The organism is Streptomyces sp. ISL-10 (assembly GCF_018614575.1).
Taxonomy (GTDB): domain Bacteria; phylum Actinomycetota; class Actinomycetes; order Streptomycetales; family Streptomycetaceae; genus Streptomyces.
Genome location: NZ_JAGGOJ010000016.1, coordinates 47,787 through 63,184 on the forward strand (window position 1 = coordinate 47,787; position 15,398 = coordinate 63,184).

General features: G+C 71.1%; 16 protein-coding genes. 11 read left to right on the forward strand and 5 right to left on the reverse strand.

Features of this window, described 5'->3' with window-relative positions; genetic code table 11:
* The first annotated feature begins 8 nt into the window (after positions 1-8).
* Positions 9-743 (forward strand): SseB family protein, encoded by a 735-nt coding sequence (locus J7E88_RS19900; protein ID WP_215182934.1) that lies wholly within the window; start codon positions 9-11, stop codon positions 741-743.
* A 55-nt stretch (positions 744-798) separates the two neighbouring features.
* On the opposite strand, the gene J7E88_RS19905 is transcribed toward J7E88_RS19900, so the two are convergent.
* Positions 799-1,176 carry a DUF1844 domain-containing protein gene (locus J7E88_RS19905; RefSeq protein ID WP_215182936.1) on the reverse strand — a complete coding sequence of 126 codons (378 nt, stop codon included), beginning with the start codon at positions 1,174-1,176 and terminating at the stop codon, positions 799-801.
* 352 nt (positions 1,177-1,528) lie between these two features.
* Here J7E88_RS19905 and infC point away from each other — a divergent pair, with 352 nt between their 5' ends.
* From infC to pheT, 7 genes are all read left to right on the forward strand, one after another.
* On the forward strand, positions 1,529-2,179 hold the full coding sequence (infC, locus tag J7E88_RS19910; RefSeq protein WP_215182938.1) for a translation initiation factor IF-3: 651 nt from the start codon (positions 1,529-1,531) through the stop codon (positions 2,177-2,179).
* A gap of 120 nt (positions 2,180-2,299) precedes the next feature.
* Positions 2,300-2,494, forward strand: coding sequence for a 50S ribosomal protein L35 (rpmI, locus tag J7E88_RS19915; protein ID WP_215182940.1), 195 nt, complete (start codon positions 2,300-2,302; stop codon positions 2,492-2,494).
* A gap of 103 nt (positions 2,495-2,597) precedes the next feature.
* Positions 2,598-2,981 carry a 50S ribosomal protein L20 gene (gene rplT, locus J7E88_RS19920; RefSeq protein WP_006141703.1) on the forward strand — a complete coding sequence of 128 codons (384 nt, stop codon included), beginning with the start codon at positions 2,598-2,600 and terminating at the stop codon, positions 2,979-2,981.
* A 388-nt stretch (positions 2,982-3,369) separates the two neighbouring features.
* Positions 3,370-4,218, forward strand: coding sequence for an RNA methyltransferase (locus J7E88_RS19925; protein WP_215182942.1), 849 nt, complete (start codon positions 3,370-3,372; stop codon positions 4,216-4,218).
* 95 nt (positions 4,219-4,313) lie between these two features.
* Positions 4,314-5,447 carry an ATP-binding protein gene (locus J7E88_RS19930; RefSeq protein ID WP_215182944.1) on the forward strand — a complete coding sequence of 378 codons (1,134 nt, stop codon included), beginning with the start codon at positions 4,314-4,316 and terminating at the stop codon, positions 5,445-5,447.
* 136 nt (positions 5,448-5,583) lie between these two features.
* Positions 5,584-6,705, forward strand: a complete 1,122-nt coding sequence (gene pheS / locus J7E88_RS19935) for a phenylalanine--tRNA ligase subunit alpha (RefSeq protein WP_215182946.1) — start codon at positions 5,584-5,586, stop codon at positions 6,703-6,705.
* Positions 6,705-9,233: a phenylalanine--tRNA ligase subunit beta gene (gene pheT / locus J7E88_RS19940; protein ID WP_215182948.1), complete on the forward strand. Its 2,529-nt coding sequence runs from the start codon at positions 6,705-6,707 to the stop codon at positions 9,231-9,233. Before pheS ends, pheT begins: the two co-directional genes overlap by 1 nt.
* 85 nt (positions 9,234-9,318) lie before the next feature.
* On the opposite strand, the gene J7E88_RS19945 is transcribed toward pheT, so the two are convergent.
* Entirely contained in the window at positions 9,319-9,891 is a 573-nt protein-coding gene (locus J7E88_RS19945) for a class I SAM-dependent methyltransferase (RefSeq protein WP_215183303.1), read from the reverse strand.
* A 403-nt stretch (positions 9,892-10,294) separates the two neighbouring features.
* On the opposite strand from J7E88_RS19945, the gene J7E88_RS19950 reads away from it, so the two are divergent.
* Together J7E88_RS19950 and J7E88_RS19955 are read left to right on the forward strand one after the other, a co-directional pair.
* Positions 10,295-11,635: a transcriptional regulator gene (locus J7E88_RS19950; protein WP_215182950.1), complete on the forward strand. Its 1,341-nt coding sequence runs from the start codon at positions 10,295-10,297 to the stop codon at positions 11,633-11,635.
* A gap of 51 nt (positions 11,636-11,686) precedes the next feature.
* On the forward strand, positions 11,687-12,217 hold the full coding sequence (locus J7E88_RS19955; protein ID WP_215182952.1) for an NUDIX hydrolase: 531 nt from the start codon (positions 11,687-11,689) through the stop codon (positions 12,215-12,217).
* 17 nt (positions 12,218-12,234) lie between these two features.
* On the opposite strand, the gene J7E88_RS19960 is transcribed toward J7E88_RS19955, so the two are convergent.
* Both J7E88_RS19960 and J7E88_RS19965 read right to left on the reverse strand, forming a co-directional pair.
* Positions 12,235-12,492 carry a hypothetical protein gene (locus tag J7E88_RS19960; RefSeq protein ID WP_215182954.1) on the reverse strand — a complete coding sequence of 86 codons (258 nt, stop codon included), beginning with the start codon at positions 12,490-12,492 and terminating at the stop codon, positions 12,235-12,237.
* 161 nt (positions 12,493-12,653) lie between these two features.
* Positions 12,654-13,514, reverse strand: a complete 861-nt coding sequence (locus J7E88_RS19965) for a 3-hydroxybutyryl-CoA dehydrogenase (RefSeq protein WP_215182956.1) — start codon at positions 13,512-13,514, stop codon at positions 12,654-12,656.
* Between the two features lie 174 nt (positions 13,515-13,688).
* Here J7E88_RS19965 and J7E88_RS19970 point away from each other — a divergent pair, with 174 nt between their 5' ends.
* Positions 13,689-14,984, forward strand: coding sequence for a glycoside hydrolase family 10 protein (locus tag J7E88_RS19970; RefSeq protein WP_215182958.1), 1,296 nt, complete (start codon positions 13,689-13,691; stop codon positions 14,982-14,984).
* 35 nt (positions 14,985-15,019) lie between these two features.
* Here J7E88_RS19970 and J7E88_RS19975 read toward each other — a convergent pair whose 3' ends face one another.
* A complete protein-coding gene (locus tag J7E88_RS19975; protein ID WP_215182960.1) occupies positions 15,020-15,211 on the reverse strand; it encodes a DUF1918 domain-containing protein in 192 nt (63 codons plus the stop codon).
* Positions 15,212-15,398 lie beyond the last annotated feature (187 nt).

Genomic DNA, 15,398 nt, shown 5'->3' on the forward strand with positions numbered 1-15,398 from the left:
CTCGACGCGTGGCGCTCAAGAACATTCCGGACCCCGGCTTCTCCGACGACGACGGCACCGCCGACCCCGTCCTCGAGGCGGCACTCGCCGCCTGGGCCGAGGACCGCACCGCCGAACAGCCCGTGCTGGAGGCGCTCAGGGGCGCCCGGCTCCTCGTCCCCGTCGTCGCCGTGCTCGGCGAGGTGGAGGAGGACGAGAACGGCCTGCGCCGCGAGAAGACCAGCGACATGGCCGTCCCCACGCTGACCGCGGGTGACCGGCGCGCCCTGCCCGTGTTCACCTCGATCGCCTCGCTCGCCCGCTGGGACCACGAGGCCCGACCCGTCGCCGTCCCGTTGCACCAGGCCCTGCAGGCGGCAGCCCACGAGAAGGCGGACACGCTCGTCGTCGACCTGGCGGGCCCCGTCCCGTACCAGGTGACCGGACACGCCCTGCTCGCGCTCGCCGAGGGACGCACCAGCACCGATCCGCTCGCCGACCCGGCCGTCACCGCCGCCGTACGCGACACGCTGGCGGCCGAGCCGGCCGTGCTGCGCGCCCACCTGGGGCCCGGCCGGGACGCGGACGGCATGCTCGCGCTGGTGCTCGTGCCGGACGCGGTCCCGGCCGAGGCGGGGCGCCGGGTCGCCGAGGCGCTGGCGGCCCACGACGTACTGAGGGCCCGCCTGGTGCGGGGCCTCGACCTGGCGCTGCTGCCGGCCGGGGCCACCCCTGCGGGCGGGCCCTTCTACATCAAGGAGTAGCTCCGCTGCATCGAGCAGCTCCGCTGTGTCAAGGAGCAACTCGGCGAGGAGTGGCTCAGCCGTAGACCGGGCCGGTGTACTTCTCACCCGGACCCTGGCCCGGCTCGTCCGGCACCAGCGACGCCTCGCGGAAGGCGAGCTGGAGCGACTTCAGCCCGTCCCGCAGCGGAGCAGCGTGGAAGGAACTGATCTCGGTCGTGCTCGCGTCGAGCAGACCGGCCAGCGCGTGCACCAGCTTGCGGGCCTCGTCGAGGTCCTTGTGGTCTTCCGCGTCCTCGGTCAGACCGAGCTTGACGGCGGCGGCGCTCATCAGATTGACGGCGACCGTGACGATCACCTCGACCGCGGGCACCTCGGCGATGTCGCGGGTCATGGCGTCGAAGTCGGGGGCCTCGGCGGGAGAGGGCTCTTGGGGGGAGGTCGCGTCACTCATGGCCCACACGATATGCCCCGCCGCCCAGGTCACCGCCGCGGCCACCGGTTAGCCGCATCCCCCGGGAGCTGCTAGCCTGGTGTGACGACCGGCTGGACATCTGCGTGTCCGGCCCACAAGTGGAGGCTCCGATCTCCCACCTGGCCGCCCTCCGGGCGGCGGGTCACCGGTCAGGCGGCGCCCATCGTTCCGTACGGACGATGGAAGTCGCCCGATGTGCGCCCCGCGGTCACCGCGGCGGTGCTCCGGTATTCATTGGAGCAGCCGCCTGTGTCCCGTCCGGGGCATTTTTCATGTTCCGGCGCGGTTGGTCTGACGAAACAGACGTTACGCGGCTGTCTGCCAGGCGGTCGTGTGGTGCTACTTAGGAGGATCCATCAGCGCCGAGCCCCGCATCAACGACCGGATTCGCGTTCCCGAGGTGCGACTTGTCGGTCCCAGCGGCGAGCAGGTCGGGATTGTTCCGCTTGCCAAGGCCCTGGAGCTTGCGCAGGAGTACGACCTCGACCTGGTCGAGGTCGCGGCGAACGCCCGTCCGCCCGTGTGCAAGCTCATGGACTACGGGAAGTTCAAGTACGAGTCGGCCATGAAGGCCCGTGAAGCGCGCAAGAACCAGGCGCACACGGTCATCAAGGAGATGAAGCTCCGGCCGAAGATCGACCCGCACGACTATGACACCAAGAAGGGTCACGTCGTCCGGTTCCTCAAGCAGGGCGACAAGGTCAAGATCACGATCATGTTCCGTGGTCGTGAGCAGTCCCGCCCCGAACTTGGCTTCCGACTTCTGCAGCGTCTCGCGGCGGACGTCGAGGACCTCGGCTTCATCGAGTCGAACCCGAAGCAGGACGGCCGGAACATGATCATGGTTCTCGGCCCGCACAAGAAGAAGACCGAGGCCATGGCCGAGGCGCGTGAGGCCCAGGCCGCACGCAAGGCGGAGCGCCAGGGCCCGCAGGACCAGGGCTCCGACGACGCTTCGGCCGACACATCCTCCGAGGGGTGACCCGCGGGGCTGCCGGACAGGCGGCCCTGGGTCCCGACCGGAATCCACAACGAAGATCTGACGCTCCCGCAGTCCGGTGCCCGCACCGGGGGAGCGCCACTGATGAGGAGATACGGCGCGATGCCGAAGAACAAGACGCACAGCGGTTCCAAGAAGCGCTTCAAGATCACCGGCTCCGGCAAGGTGCTCCGTGAGCGTGCCGGCAAGCGCCACCTGCTCGAGCACAAGTCGTCCCGTCTGACGCGCCGCCTCACCGGCAATGCCGAGATGGCCCCGGGCGACGCCGCGAAGATCAAGAAGCTTCTCGGCAAGTGACGTCCTTCGTCCCCCGCGCAGGGGACGGGACGCCGAGACCGGGACCTATTCGTTTCCGGGCCGTGTGATCACCGACCACGGCCCCGCTACAAGGAGTTAACAAGTGGCACGCGTCAAGCGGGCAGTCAACGCCCACAAGAAGCGCCGGGCGATCCTCGAGCAGGCCAGCGGTTACCGCGGCCAGCGTTCGCGCCTGTACCGCAAGGCCAAGGAGCAGGTCACCCACTCTCTGGTCTACAACTACAACGACCGCAAGAAGCGCAAGGGCGACTTCCGTCAGCTGTGGATCCAGCGCATCAACGCCGCTGCCCGCGCCAACGGCATCACCTACAACCGCTTCATCCAGGGTCTGAAGGCCGCCAACGTCGAGGTGGACCGCAAGATCCTGGCCGAGCTCGCGGTCAACGACGCCAACGCGTTCGCCGCGCTCGTCGAGGTCGCCCAGAAGGCGCTGCCGAGCGACGTCAACGCGCCCAAGGCTGCCTGACAGCTGCGTCTGCGGCCCCGAGGGGCCGTATGAAGTCGATCGGACCCGCAGGCCCCACGGCCTGCGGGTCCGATGTGTTCGGCCGATCTCCAGGACGCCGAGCCCGAGGCCCCGCCCGGGAGCCTTTAGCGGCCGGCCCCGCCGGGGCAGTACCCGCACGGGGCAGTACCCGCACCGGGGCCGAGCGCCGGGCAGCGGGCCCGCCCGGCACGGCAGCCTCCGCCGACCGGCCCCGGCAGCGCCCCACGGGAGGGGACCCGGCCGCCCCGCACCACGGTCGAGCGCCCCCAGAGGCGATCCCGCCCCGCTCCCGCATCGAGCGCCCGCCCGGGCCCGCCCCGCGACCGCCTTCCCACATCCGGACCGAGTCAGAGAGCCACAGGCACCCATGCCCACCCCCGAGCTCATCTCCCCGCGTTCCCCGCGTGTCGCCGCCGCGCGGCGGCTCGCCAAGCGGAACTTCCGGGGCAAGGACCGGCTGTTCATCGCCGAGGGGCCGCAGGCCGTCCGTGAGGCCGTTGCCCACCGAGGGCCCGACGGCGAACCCACCCTCGTCGAGCTGTTCACCACCGTCGAGGCCGCCGAGCGGTACGCCGACATCGTCGACGCCGCCCGCGCTGCGGGTGCCCGCGTGCACCACGCCGCCGACACCGTGCTCGCCGAGGTCTCCCAGACGGTCACCCCGCAGGGGCTCGTCGGCGTCTGCCGGTTCCTGGACTCGCCCTTCGAGGACATCCTCGCCGCGCGCCCCAAGCTCGTCGCCGTCCTCGCCCATGTACGCGACCCCGGCAACGCGGGCACCGTCCTGCGCTGCGCCGATGCCGCGGGCGCCGACGCCGTCGTCCTCACCGACGCCTCGGTGGACCTGTACAACCCCAAGTCCGTGCGGGCGTCGGTCGGTTCGCACTTCCATCTGCCGGTCGCCGTGGGCGTCCCCGTCGAACAGGCAGTCCGGGGCCTGAAGGAGGCGGGCGTGCGCGTACTCGCCGCCGACGGCGCGGGCGACGACGACCTCGACGACGAACTCGACGCCGGGACCATGGGCGGTCCCACCGCGTGGATCTTCGGCAACGAGGCGTGGGGCCTGCCTGCCGAGACCCGCGCGCTCGCCGACGCCGTCGTACGCGTCCCCATCCACGGCAAGGCGGAGAGTCTGAACCTGGCCACCGCCGCCGCCGTATGTCTCTATGCCTCGGCGCGCGCCCAGCGGGCCCGGGCCAGGGACGCCGCCCGCTGAGCGACTACTCGCTCAGGGGGTCCGCCACGTCACGTTCAGCTAGTAGGGTGACGAGCTCGGGCCCACTCGGCAGCAGAGAGGTGGGATACGGGGACATGACCGTCGGGACCAGCAGGCCGAACCGCACGCCGGAGGCCTTCCCGCGCCGAAACGGCGGTCCCGAGGCGTCCGGGGCCGTGTCCGCGATCGACCCCGACGACCTCCCCGACGGGCTGGTCGTCGCCGACGAGACCGGCCGCGTCGTGTGCTTCAACGAGGCCGCCGTGCGCATCACCGCCCTCCCCAAGGCCGAGGCCATCGGCGCGCCGCTGGAGCGCGCCCTGCCGCTGGAGGACCTCAAGGGCCGCCGATGGTGGACCCTGACCGACCCCTACGGCGGGCTCGCCACCCGCGTCGGCCAGCCCGAGCGCAATCTGCTGCTCCCCGGCGGCCGCGAGGTCCTCGTGTCCGCCCGTTTCGTGCGCGACGTGCCCACAGGCCCGCTGCGCAGGCTCGTCGTCAGCCTCCGCGGCACCGAAGCCCGGCGCCGTACCGAACGCAGTCACGCCGAGCTGATCGCGACCGTCGCCCATGAGCTGCGTTCCCCCCTGACCTCCGTCAAGGGCTTCACGGCGACCCTCCTCGCCAAATGGGAGAGGTTCACCGACGACCAGAAGCGGCTGATGCTGGAGACCGTCGACGCCGACGCGGGCCGGGTCACCCGGCTCATCGCCGAACTCCTCGACATCTCCCGCATCGACTCCGGCCGGCTCGAGGTGCGCCGCCAGCCCGTCGACATCGCCACCGCCGTCGGCCGCCACGTCCAGGCGCACATAGCCGCCGGCCAGGAGCCCGACCGGTTCCTCGTCCGCATCCGGCCAGGGCTGCCGGACCTGTGGGCCGACCCCGACAAGATCGACCAGGTCCTCGGCAACCTGCTGGAAAATGCGGTGCGCCACGGCGAGGGAACCGTCACCATCGAGGTGGCGCCGGCATCGGCGAAGGACGACGAGAAGGGCACGGCGGTCACCGTGAGCGACGAAGGCCCCGGCATCCCCGAGGAGTCGATGGGCCGTGTCTTCACCCGTTTCTGGCGGGGGAGCAAGCGCGGTGGCACCGGACTCGGCCTCTACATCGTCAAGGGCATCGTCGAGGCGCACGGCGGCACGATCACCGTAGGCCGGGGCCCCCGCGGCGGAGCCGAGTTCCGATTTATCCTGCCCGTCGGCACTCCGGCCCACCTCCTGTAGAGGCCGCCGGGCAGCCCACGGGCTCATCCGCCTCCCCGCACCCCGTTAGACTCGACCTTTGGCACCTTTGCGTCCTCGGTCGTCCCTGGTCGACGTGCGGGGTCCCCAGCCAGCCCATTCGGAAGTACGGGAAGAGATGTCCGCACCCAATAAGTCGTACGACCCTGTTGAGGTCGAGGCACTGAAACCGGAAGAGATCGAGCGCATGCGGGACGAGGCGCTCGCCGCCTTCGCCGCCGCGGCAGACCTCGACGCGCTCGCCCACGCGAAGACCGCGCACACCGGTGGCACCTCGCCGCTCTCCCTCGCCAACCGCGAGATCGGCGCGCTGCCGCCGCAGGCCAAGGCCGAGGCCGGCAAGCGCGTGGGCCAGGCCCGTGGCGCCGTCAGCAAGGCGCTGGCCGCCCGCCAGGCCGAGCTGGAGGCCGAGCGTGACGCCCGGGTGCTCGTCGAGGAGTCCGTCGACGTCACGCTGCCCTACGACCGCGTCCCCGCCGGTGCCCGCCACCCGCTCACCACGCTCTCCGAGCGCATCGAGGACATCTTCGTGGCCATGGGCTACGAGGTCGCCGAAGGTCCCGAGGTCGAGACCGAGTGGCTCAATTTCGACGCGCTCAACATCGCCGTCGACCATCCCGCCCGCGGAGAGCACGACACCTTCTTCGTCGCCGACGGCGACGGAAAATCGGACTCCGGCGTCGTGCTGCGCACGCACACGTCGCCCGTCCAGGTCCGGTCGATGCTGGACCGCGAGCCGCCGGTGTACGTGATCTGCCCCGGCCGGGTCTACCGCACAGACGAGCTGGACGCCACGCACACGCCCGTGTTCCACCAGGTCGAGCTGCTCGCGGTCGACGAGGGCCTGACCATGGCCGACCTCAAGGGCACCCTCGACCACATGGTCCAGGCGCTGTTCGGCGAGGGCATGAAGACCCGGCTGCGGCCGAACTTCTTCCCCTTCACCGAGCCGTCCGCCGAGATGGACATGGTCTGCTACGTGTGCCGCGGCGAGTCCGTCGGCAACCCGGACCGGCCCTGCCGCACCTGCTCCAGCGAGGGCTGGATCGAGCTCGGCGGCTGCGGCATGGTCAACCCCAAGGTGCTCACCGCCTGTGGCGTCGACGCCACCAGGTACAGCGGGTTCGCCTTCGGGTTCGGCATCGAGCGGATGCTGATGTTCCGCCACAACGTCGAAGACATGCGAGACATGGTCGAGGGTGACGTCCGGTTCACCCGGCCGTTCGGGATGGAGATCTGATGCGGGTCCCGCTTTCTTGGCTGCGGGAGTACGTCGACCTGCCGGCGACGGAGACCGGCCGTGACGTCCAGGCCAAGCTCATCGCCGCCGGCCTCGAGGTCGAGACCGTCGAGCAGCTCGGCGCCGGGCTCAAGGGCCCCCTCGTCGTCGGCCAGGTGCTGACCATCGAGGAGCTGACGGAGTTCAAGAAGCCCATCCGCTTCTGCACCGTCGACGTCGGCTCGGCCAACGGCACCGGCGAACCGCAGGAGATCGTCTGCGGCGCCCGCAACTTCTCCGTCGGCGACAAGGTCGTCGTGGTCCTCCCCGGCGCCGTGCTGCCCGGTGACTTCGCGATCGCCGCGCGCAAGACGTACGGCCGTACGTCCCACGGCATGATCTGCTCGGGCGACGAGCTCGGCATGGGTGACGACGGCAGCGGCGGCATCATCGTGCTCCCGCCCGAGCACGAGGTCGGCACCGACGCGATCGAGCTCCTGGAGCTCGTCGACGAGGTCCTCGACATCGCCGTCACCCCCGACCGCGGCTACGCCCTGTCGATGCGCGGCGTCGCCCGTGAGGCGGCCACCGCCTACCGCCTGCCGCTGCGCGACCCGGCGCTGCTCGACGTGCCCGGACCGAACTCCTACGGCTACGGCGTCACGGTCTCCGACCCCATCGGCTGCGACCGCTTCACCGCGCGCACCGTCGTCGGACTCGAGCCCGAGGCCCGCTCCCCGATCTGGCTGCAGCGCCGCCTGCAGAAGGCCGGGATGCGCCCCATCTCGCTCGCCGTCGACATCACCAACTACGTGATGCTCGAGCTCGGCCAGCCGCTGCACGCCTACGACCGCTCCCGTCTCGACGGGCCGATCGGGGTGCGCCGCGCCGAGCCCGGCGAGAAGCTCACCACCCTCGACGGCGCCAAGCGCGTGCTGGATGCCGAGGACCTGGTCATCACCGACAACCGCGGGCCGATCGGCCTCGCGGGCGTCATGGGCGGTGCCAACACCGAGATCGCCGACGCGCTTCCCGACCCGGAGACCGGCCGGATCACCGGCACCACCGAGGTCGTCATCGAGGCCGCGCACTTCGACCCGGTCTCCGTCGCCCGCACCGCGCGCAGGCACAAGCTGTCCTCCGAGGCGTCCAAGCGCTTCGAGCGCGGCGTCGACCCGGAGGCCGCGGCCGCGGCCGCGCAGCGGACCGTCGACCTGCTGGTGCTGCTCGCGGGCGGCACCGCCGAAGCGGGTGTCACGCAGATCGTCGCGCCCACCGCGCCGCGCACCGTCACGATGCCGGCGGACCACCCCGACCGCGTGGCGGGCGTCGCGTACGGCCGCGAGACGGTCGTACGCCGCCTCCAGGAGGTCGGCTGCGACGTCTACGGGCAGGACGAGCTGGTCGTCACCGTGCCGTCGTGGCGGCCCGACCTCGCCGAGCCGAACGACCTCGCCGAAGAGGTCATCCGGCTGGAGGGCTACGAGAACCTGCCCTCCACGCTGCCCACCCCGCCGTCCGGCCGCGGTCTCACCGCCCGCCAGCGCCTGCACCGCCGCGTCGGGCGCGCGCTCGCCGGCGCCGGGTACGTCGAGGCGCCGAACTACCCGTTCGTCTCCGAGCAGGTCTTCGACCAGCTCGGCCTCGACGCGGACGACGCCCGCCGCCGCGTGGTGAAGCTCGTCAATCCGCTCTCCGACGAGGAGCCGGCGCTGCGCACCACGCTGCTGCCCGGGCTGCTCGCCGCCTTGCGGCGCAATGACGGGCGCGGCAGCCACGACCTCGCGCTCTTCGAGACCGGCCTGGTCTTCCGGCCGACCGGCGAGGAGGTCCGCGCGGTCCGGCTGCCCGTCGACCGCCGTCCCACCGACGAGGAGATCGCCACGCTGAACGCGGCCCTGCCGCGTCAGCCGCGCCGTGCCGCCGTCGTCCTCGCGGGCGCCCGCGAGCAGGCCGGCTGGTGGGGCAAGGGCCGCCCGGCCGACTGGGCGGACGCCGTCGAGGCGGCGCGGCTGCTCGGCCGCGAGGCCGGTGTCGAGCTCACGGTCCGCGCCGATCGGCACGCGCCGTGGCACCCCGGCCGCTGCGCCGCGTTCTACGCGACGGTCGACGGCGAGGAGACCCTCGTCGGCCACGCCGGTGAGCTGCACCCGCGTGTACTCAAGGCGCTGCACCTGCCGGACCGGACCTGCGCCATGGAGATCGAGCTCGACCTCCTGGAGCGGGCGTCCGAGGGCGTCGTCAAGGCCCCGAGCATCTCCACCTTCCCGGTGGCCACGCAGGACGTCGCACTGGTCGTCGCGGACGACGTGCCGGCGGCCGACGTGGAGGCCGCTCTGCGCGAGGGTGCCGGCCAACTGCTGGAGTCCATCCGGCTGTTCGACGTCTTCACCGGCGAGCAGGTCGGCGCGGGCCGCAAGTCCCTGGCGTACGCGCTCCGGTTCCGTGCGGCGGACCGCACCCTGACGGTCGACGAGGCGTCGGCGGCCCGGGACGCGGCGGTGGCGCTGACGTCGGAGCGCACGGGAGCGGTGCTGCGCGGCGCGTGACGCCGTGCTGTGGGGCGCGCCCGGTCAGACCGGACGCGCCCCACACGTGTGTCCGGGCCCAGCCCCGGCACGCCGGCCTTCTTGGCTAGAGGCGTCGTGCCCCAACAACCACTGAACTTGCTGGTGTTGTGAGCATTTCACTGGCGTCCAGGGCTGGATGAGTGAGGTAGAACAGGCGGAGCTCATCCACTTCGCCGCCGAAACGAGGCGGCCAATCGGGCGAGGGGGTGAAGTCGTCCAGGATGAGCAGGCCACCGGGAGCAAGCAGCTCGACGACCCCCTGGGGGTCGTCACGCTTGCCTCCGCCGTCGCAGAAGAAGACGTCGAAGGGGGCATGCTGCTCAAGCAGCCGCCAATCCCCAGTGATAACGCTGACGCGGTTGTCGTCCGCGAAGACACCGGCCGCTCGACGGGCCAGCTCCTCGTCACGCTCTACGGTGACCAGGCGTGCACCGGCGCCAAGGCCACTGTGCAGCCAGGCGGTGCCCACTCCCGAGCCGGTGCCGCTCTCAGCGATGACTCCGTGGGGCTTCGCAGCAGCGGCCAGCCCGAGCAACCTGCCCACTTCCGGGATGCAACTCTTCTTGAATCCCGCCTCGGAGGCGACACGCTCTGCGGCCACCACACGAGGCGGAACCGCACGTTCTACCACGATCACGCCCCCCTTCACCGTGAACTTGACGCTATCCGACAGCAGAGGTGTCCGCACGGAGTTCGTCCTGTCCGGACCCTGCGAAATCCCGGTCACAGCACTGGCCCCGTGTGACCCGATGGCCCTGCTGCCTTGCAGCGTTCGGCAGGAGTGGGACCGCCGTTGCGGCCGGCGCCGCCCGCCCTGCCGCGGAGTGTCGGGCAGATCAGCAGGGCAGACGACGCGAGGGGCCGCCGCACTGTACGAGGGGGAGCCGGCGGCCCGGCCGCCTCTGTGAGAGGCAGTTCAGTCAACCGGCCCCCGGTACACGGCGGGAGAGCACGCACCATGCGGAACAGGGCACTTGTTTCACACCCCGTGCGAATCGTCCTCTACTAGGCTGAGGCGGACCGAGGCACCGGAGGGCCCCATGCAGCCCAACACCCTGCTCGACGCCCTGCTCGACGAAGCGGGCATCTCCCACGCCGGCCTCGCGGCGCGCGTCAACCAGGTCGGCCGGGCCAGAGGACTGTCGCTGCGCTACGAACACACCGCGGTCGCCCGCTGGTTGAAGGGGCAGCGGCCGCGCGGGCAGGTGCCCGACATGATCTGCGAGGTCTTCGCCGCCCGGTTGCGCCGGGTCGTCACGCTCGACGACATCGGCCTCGGCGTACCGGGCGAGCCCGCGCCGCCGCAGGGATCGTCGCTGTCGGGATTCGTGGAGCGCGCCACGGCCCTGTGGCGCTCCGACGAGCAGCAGCGGCGGCACATCATCGAGGCGGCCGCCGTCACCGGCACACCGGCCGTGATGCCGGTCTGGGAGTGGGAGAACCCACCCGAGGACTCGGACGTCTCCCGCGAGGGCCGGACGCGGGTCAGCTTGGCCGACATCGAGATGCTCAAGTCGGCCCGGGAACACTACGAGTTGATGTACCGCAAGGCAGGTGGGATCGCCACCCGCTCCCGCGTCGTCGGCTTCCTCAACGCCGAGACCGCCCCGCTGCTGCGCGGCGCGTACAACGACACCCTCGGCCGCCAACTGCACCGCGCCACCGGCGGACTGGTCGCCGTCGCCGGCATCTGCGCGTACGACTCCGACGCCCACGGCCTCGCCCAGCGCTACTTCCACCAGGCGCTGCGGCTGGCAAAGGCCAGCGGAGACCGGGGACTCGGTGCGTATGTGATCGCGCTTCTGGTCAACCAGTCGCTGTACATGTCCGAGCACCGGCAGGCCGTGGCCTTCGCGGAGGCCGCGCTGAGGGCGGCCGGGGGCCAGCTCACCCCCGCGCTCGCCGCAGACCTGTACGCGATGCAGGCGAAGGCGTACGCCCACCTCGGCGATGCCACGAACGCGCTGTCGTGCATCCGCCGGGCCGAGTCGGAGGCGCAGCGGATCCGCCCGGGGCACGAGCCCGACGAGACCGGTTACGTCCAGCCCGGACTGGTCAACGTGCAGGTGGCGGAGGCGCTGCTCCGCCTGGGCGATGTGGCGGCGGCCCATGAGAACGCGGCAGCGGCGGTGGACACGCCCGCCCACGACCGCGGCCGGGTGCACCGGCTCGCGATGCTCAGCCAGATCGAGCTGCGCAGGGGTGAGGCGGACCGTGCGGCGCGGACGGCGGTACGGATGGTGGAGCGGGCCCGGGGAATGGAGTCGCAGCGGCTGCGGGACCGGCTGCGGGTCGCGCGCGAGCACCTGGTGACGAGCGGCTGTGCCGACGCCGCCGAAGCGGCCCGTCTCATCGACGGGGCGCTGCGCGTTCCCCTCTGAGCCGGGTGCTGCTGCCATATTGCCATCGACTTGTCGGAAGGTGGCAGAAGCGTGCAGTGGACGAACTTAAGCGAACAAACCGTGTATGAGAACCGTTGGTTCAGGGTCAATCTGGCGGATGTCGCTCTTCCCGACGGCCGCCACCTGGACCACTTCCTGATCCGGCTCCGCCCGGTCGCCGTCGCGACCGCGGTCAACGAGGCCAACGAGGTGCTGATGCTCTGGCGGCACCGGTTCATCACCGACAGCTGGGGCTGGGAGCTCGCCGCGGGCGTCGTCGAGGAGGGTGAGAGCATCGCCGGGGCGGCGGCCCGTGAGATGGAGGAGGAGACCGGTTGGCGCCCCGGCCCCCTCCGGCATCTGCTCACGGTCGAACCGTCCAACGGCCTCACCGATGCCCGGCACCATCTGTACTGGGCCGAGGACGCCACCTACATCGGCCATCCCGAGGACGACTTCGAGTCCTCACGCCGCGAGTGGGTCCCGCTCAAGCTGGTGCCGGACATGATCGCCCGCGGTGAGGTCCCGGCCGCCAACATGGCGGCCGGACTCCTGATGCTTCACCATCTGCGCATGGGGTGACGGCCCTCGGGAACTTCCTAGGGTCTCACCGCCTGCCACACCGCGACCGCCAGCGCCCCCAGCGCGGTGAGCGCCGCGACGGCGGGCAGGGGCCAGCGGGCGTGTTCGAGTGCCTTCACACGAGCGGCCAGATCGGTCAGTTCCCGGTCGGTCTGGTCGCTCCGCTGGGCGAGCAGTGCCAGATGGCCGTCGATATGAGCCAGTCCCACATCGATGCTGCGGCGCAGTTCGGCGAATTCCTCGACGACCACTAAATGATCAGGGTCGGTGGACACGGATGCTTCTCCTGTTCGGGTAGGTGCACGTGGTCCCTTGCTGAGCGGGACCGAGTCAACTAGCCCTGGTCACAGGGCGGGAGCGTGCGCGCATGGCATATGCGAGCACGTCCCGCGCACCCCGTGTGAATTCTTGTTCGAATTCCCCTGGCGGCCGCGCGTCAGGAGTAGGTGTAGAAGCCGGAGCCCGTCTTCCGGCCGAGCCGGCCCGCGTCGACCATCCGCTGGAGCAGCGGGGGAGCGGCGTACAGCGGCTCCTTGAACTCCGCGTACATCGAGTCCGCGACGGAGGCGACCGTATCCAGGCCGATCAGGTCCGACAGCTTCAGCGGGCCCATCGGATGGGCGCAGCCCATCTCCATGCCGTTGTCGATGTCCTCGCGGCTGGCGATGCCCGACTCGAACATCCGGATCGCGGACAGCAGGTACGGGATGAGCAGGGCGTTCACCACGAAGCCCGAGCGGTCCTGGGCCCGGATCGGGTGCTTGTCCAGCACCTGCTGCACCACGGCCTCGGAGCGCTTGATCGTCTCCTCCGAGGTGGTCAGCGCCGGAATCAGCTCCACCAACTTCTGCACCGGGGCGGGGTTGAAGAAGTGGATGCCGATGACCTGATCGGGCCGCGACGTCGCGACGGCCAGCTTCACCAGCGGGATCGAGGAGGTGTTGGAGGCGAGGATCGCGTCCTGCCGGGTCACCACCTGGTCCAGCACCTGGAAGATCTCGGTCTTGACCTGCTCGTTCTCCACCACGGCCTCGATGACGAGGTCGCGGTCGGCGAACTCCCCGAGGTCGGTCGTGAAGGAGAGGCGCTCCAGGGTGGCGTCGCGCTCCTCCTCGGTGATCTTGCCGCGCTCGGCCGCCTTGGTCAGGGAGTTGTACAGCCGGGTGCGGCCGATCTCCAGCGCCTCGCCCGTGGTCTCGGCCACCATCACCTCGAGGCCGCTGCGGGCGCACACCTCCGCGATGCCTGCGCCCATCTGGCCGCAACCCACCACTCCGACGCGTGCAATGTCGGCCATTGAGTCCGTCACCTCATGCCTTTCGCTGGTCTTTCGCTCGGCGGGTCCCCCGTACGGTTCCGGCGCCCGCCGACCCCCCGACGTTACTCCGGATGTGTGGATGGGCGGGCGTCAGGGCCGGGCATGCTCTCCCGGGATACGGCAATCGCTATCGACAACGACAAGGGCTGACACATGGGGCGTATGGGGAGAAGGGCTTTCGTGGTCGCGACGGCCGGAGCGGCGGCCGCGCTCGCGACGGCCGGGGACACGGCGGCCTCCGTCCGGTCCAGGGGCGGGACGGAGGCGGCGAGTGCGGGGGAGGGTGTGCCGATGGGCAGGGCCGCGCGGGGAAAGCGCGCGACACGGGAATTCCGCGGGATGTGGCTGGCGACTGTCAGCAACCGCGACTGGCCGTCCCGACCGGGCATGACCGCCGCCCACCAGCGCGCCGAGCTGCTGGCCCACCTCGACACCGCCGTGGAGCGTCGGCTGAACGCGGTCGTGTTCCAGGTGCGGCCGTCGGCCGATGCGCTGTGGCCGTCGCCGTACGAGCCGTGGAGCAAGTACCTCACCGGTGTGCAGGGACGGGACCCCGGCTGGGACCCGCTGGGCACCGCGGTGAAGGAGGCGCACCGACGTGGTCTGGAGCTGCACGCCTGGTTCAACCCCTACCGGGTGGCGACCCATACGGACCCGTCACGGCTGGTGCCCGGGCATCCGGCGAGAGTGCACCCGGAGTGGACCGTCCCGTACGGCGGGAAGCTGTACTACAACCCGGGCATCCCGGAGGTCCGGGCCTTCGTCCAGGACGCGATGATGGACGCCGTCCGCCGCTACGACATCGACGCGGTGCACTTCGACGACTACTTCTACCCGTACCCCGTCGCGGGCGAGGTCTTCGACGACGACGCGGCCTGGTCCCGCTACGGCACGGGATACGCGGACAGGGCCGCCTGGCGCCGGGCCAACATCAATCGGCTGGTGCGGGAGATGTGCGGGCGGATCAAGGGCGAGAAGAAGCACGTGCGCTTCGGGATCAGCCCCTTCGGCGTCTGGCGCAACGACTCCACGGATCCCAGGGGGTCACGTACCAGGGCGGGCGTGCAGACGTACGACGACCTCCACGCCGACACCCGCACCTGGGTCCGCCAGGGCTGGATCGACTACGTCGTCCCGCAGGTCTACTGGCACATGGGCTTCGCCGCCGCCGACTACGCCTCGCTCGTGCCCTGGTGGTCCGGGGTCGCCGGCGGCACGGGAGTGGATCTGTACATCGGCGAGGCGCTCTACAAGGTGGGAATGCTGGGGCAGCCCCCGGAGTGGCACGACCCGGCGGAGCTCTCCCGCCACCTCACGTACGCCTCGCGGTACCCCCAGGTGGGGGGCCACTGCTTCTTCTCGGGGCTGGAGGTCGGGGCCGATCCGCTCGGGGCCATGTCGCGGGTGGTGGCCGACCACTACCCGACCCGGGTGCGGACGGCGGGCTGAGCCCGGTGCCCGCGCACCGGGCATGGGGAGCGTGATCAGGTCTTCTCGTGGTGCTGCACCACACAGTCGGGTCCGGGGGACAGGACCGCTTCGTGCCCGTCGTCGAAACGGACACGGAACGGGGGAGTGCCGTCGGGCCCCAACACCTCGAGGACTTCGGCGTGCTTGTCGTGCTGGCCCACGGTCCTGCCGTGTACCAGCAGCGTGTCGCCCTCGTTTGCTTGCATCGGGAGTGACCTCCTCGATAGCCGGTCCGTTGTGGGGTCGTTTCGAGTCTACGGCCGAGGGTGCGCCGCGCATCCCCGGCCGCGGAAACGGCCACCGAAACGGCCGCGGAAACGTCCGCGGAAAAGGGTGGCGGAGACGGTCGCGGACAGGGTTCGTGCGCGGCCTGCCGTTGCGGCGGCACCGGCC